Source organism: Jiangella anatolica (genome assembly GCF_003236295.1).
GTDB lineage: Bacteria > Actinomycetota > Actinomycetes > Jiangellales > Jiangellaceae > Jiangella > Jiangella anatolica.
In genome coordinates this window covers 1-2,769 of record NZ_POTW01000183.1, presented here as the reverse complement: position 1 = coordinate 2,769, position 2,769 = coordinate 1, and the positions used below count along the sequence as shown (strand labels likewise).

The 2,769-nt window shown below is 77.4% G+C and carries 3 protein-coding genes; all 3 read left to right on the top strand.

Translation table 11 applies throughout. The annotated features are described in order from the left end of the window. Nucleotides 1-7: 7 nt before the first annotated feature. Nucleotides 8-940, top strand: a complete 933-nt coding sequence (gene cbiB / locus C1I92_RS32835) for an adenosylcobinamide-phosphate synthase CbiB (protein WP_438940547.1) — start codon at nt 8-10, stop codon at nt 938-940. After that, nucleotides 937-2,328 (top strand): cobyric acid synthase, encoded by a 1,392-nt coding sequence (locus tag C1I92_RS32830; RefSeq protein ID WP_111258820.1) that lies wholly within the window; start codon nt 937-939, stop codon nt 2,326-2,328. Before cbiB ends, C1I92_RS32830 begins: the two co-directional genes overlap by 4 nt. Then, a partial coding sequence (locus C1I92_RS32825; protein WP_199521836.1) for an adenosylcobinamide-GDP ribazoletransferase occupies nt 2,325-2,769 on the top strand: 445 nt, incomplete at its 3' end. The genes C1I92_RS32830 and C1I92_RS32825, both read left to right, overlap by 4 nt.

Here is a 2,769-nt window from a genome sequence, read left to right as displayed (position 1 = left end):
CGGGCGGGTGGTCGGCTCCGGTCGCGCTGGAGCCGGGCGGCTGGGCGCGGCCGCCGTCGTCGTCGCCGCCGGCCTGGACGCGGTGTTCCTGGAGCCGCCGCTGGCCGTGCACCCGGTGCGCTGGACCGGCCGATACCTTGCCTGGGCCGGGCGGCGGGTGCCGGCGGGCCCGCCTCGCCGCGCGGTCGGGTCCGGCGGCCTGGCCTGGGGCATCGGTGCCGCGGCGGCCTACGGCGCGGGGCTGATGGTGTCGCGGACGGTGGCGCGGCTGCCGGCGCCGGCGGGTTCGGTGGTGGCCGGCGCTGCGCTGTGGCCCCTGTTCGCGCACCGGATGCTGCTGGACGAGGTCGCCGGGGTGGAGCGCGCACTGTCGTCCGGCGGTGTCGAGGCCGGCCGGGCGGCGGTGGGCCGCATCGTCAGCCGGGACGTGTCCGCGCTGTCCGCCGAGGAGGTGCGGCAGGCGGCGGTCGAGTCGCTGGGCGAGAACCTGTCCGACTCCGTCGTCGCGCCGTTGTTCTGGTACGCGGTGGGCGGGCTGCCCGCGGCGGCGGTGTACCGGTTCGCCAACACCGCCGACGCCGTGTGGGGCTACCGGACGCCGCGCTGGAACCACGCCGGCCGGGTGGCGGCCCGCGCCGACGACCTGCTGAACCTGGTGCCGGCCCGGCTCACGGGTGTCCTGCTGGCCGGCCGCCGGGTGTCGTGGCGCCGGCTGCGCGCGGAGGCCGCACTGACCCCGTCACCGAACGCGGGCTGGCCGATGGCGGCGCTGGCGCTGCGGCTCGGGGTGCGGCTGGCCAAGCCCGGTGTCTACGCCCTGGGCGCGACCGGTCGCCGCGTCGACGCCGGTGACCTGAAGGCGGCGCTGCGGCTGGCCCGCCGCCGCGGGTGGGCGCTGGCCGCCGCCGTCGCCGTCGTCGCGGGGGTGCGGGCGCGATGACCGCCGTCATGGTGCAGGGCTGCACCAGCTGGGCCGGGAAGAGCCTGCTCACGACCGCGCTGTGCCGCTGGTACGCCCGCCAGGGCCTGAAGGTCGCGCCGTTCAAGGCGCAGAACATGTCGAACAACGCGCGGGTCGTCGACGGCGGTGAGATCGGTGTCGCGCAGTGGCTCCAGGCGCGGGCGGCCGGGGTCGAGCCGGACGTGCGGATGAACCCCGTGCTGCTCAAGCCCGAGGCCGGGACCAGCCAGGTCGTGCGGCTCGGCCGGGTCGGCGCCGAGCTGTCCCGGCGGCCGTGGCGCGACCGCAGCGAGGCGCTCTGGCCCACCGTCGAGGCCGCGTTGACCGAGCTGCTCGCCGAGTACGACCTCGTGGTCATCGAGGGCGCCGGCAGCCCGGCCGAGATCAACCTCGCTGCCAACGACATCGTCAACATGCGGGTCGCCGAGCGCGCCGACGCGCCCGTCCTGCTCGCCGTCGACATCGACCGCGGCGGGGCGTTCGCGCACCTCTACGGCACGTGGGCGCTGCTGCCGCCGTCGCAGCGGGAGCGGATCCGCGGCTTCGTGCTCAACCGGTTCCGTGGCGACGCGTCGCTGCTGCCGCCCGGACCCGAGCAGCTGGAGCGGCTGACCGGCGTGCCCACCGTGGGCGTGGTGCCGATGATCCGGCACGACCTGCCCGACGAGGACGGCGCGGCGCTGCGGGCGCCGGCGCGGGGCGGGCTGCCGCCGGTCGCGATCGTCCGCTACCCCGCGGCGTCCAACCTGGACGAGTTCGCGCTGCTGGAGCAGGTCGCGGACGTGCGCTGGGCGACGGCGCCGTGGCACCTGGACGGCGCCGGTCTCGTGCTGCTGCCCGGGTCGAAGCACGTCGCGTCGGACCTGGCCTGGCTGCACGCGTCCGGCCTGGCGCCGGCCGTCGTCGCGGCGGCGCGGGCCGGGGTGCGCGTGCTGGGCGTGTGCGGCGGGCTGCAGCTGCTCGGGCGGCGGCTGGAGGATCCCTTCGGCGTCGACGGTAGCGGCGACGGCCTCGGCCTGCTGCCGCTGACCACGACGTTCGCGCCCGACAAGCTGGTCCGGCGGCGGGCGCTGACGCTGCCCGCGTTCGGCTCGCCGTGGGTGCCGCTGAGCGGGCTGCCGGTCGACGGGTACGAGATCCGGCAGGGCCGCACGGTGGACGAGGACGGCGCGGAGCCGCTGGTCGTCGCCGCCGGGAACGTCGCCGGGTGGTACCTGCACGGGCTGTTCGAGGACCCGGCGGTGCTCGAGGCGCTGTTCGGCGCCCGGCCGACGCGGACGCTGGACGCGACGTTCGAGCTGCTCGCGGACGCCGTGGAGGCCCACCTGGACACGGAGCTGCTGCGGTCGCTGGCGGGGGCGTCGTGATCGCCGGGCTGCGGGCGGCGGTCGCCTTCCTGACGCGGCTCCCGGTCGGGTCGTCGCCGGCGCCGCTCGACCGGGCCGGGGCGTGGTTCCCGCTGGTGGGGCTGCTGGTCGGGTCGGTCGGCCTGGGTGTGTGGTGGGTGGCGGACGGGCTGGCCGGTCCGCTGGTCGCCGCGGTGGCGGCGGTGCTGGCGACGGTGATCGTCACCGGCGCGCTGCACGAGGACGGCCTCGCCGACACCGCCGACGGCCTCTGGGGCGGTTCGACCCGGGAGCGGCGGCTGGAGATCATGCGCGACAGCCGGCTGGGTACGTATGGCGCGCTGGCGCTCGCCGGCGACCTGCTGCTCCGGGTGGCGGTGCTCGCGACCGCCGGCTCGGGGGCCACCGACGCGGCGGGTACCGATTCCGGCGGGTTCCTGGACAACTTCGCCGGGTTCGGGG

What these genes read in the sequence shown, in the direction of transcription:
- C1I92_RS32830 (WP_111258820.1), top strand. Translation starts at nt 937, where the DNA reads ATGACCGCCGTCATGGTGCAGGGCTGCACCAGCTGGGCCGGGAAGAGC.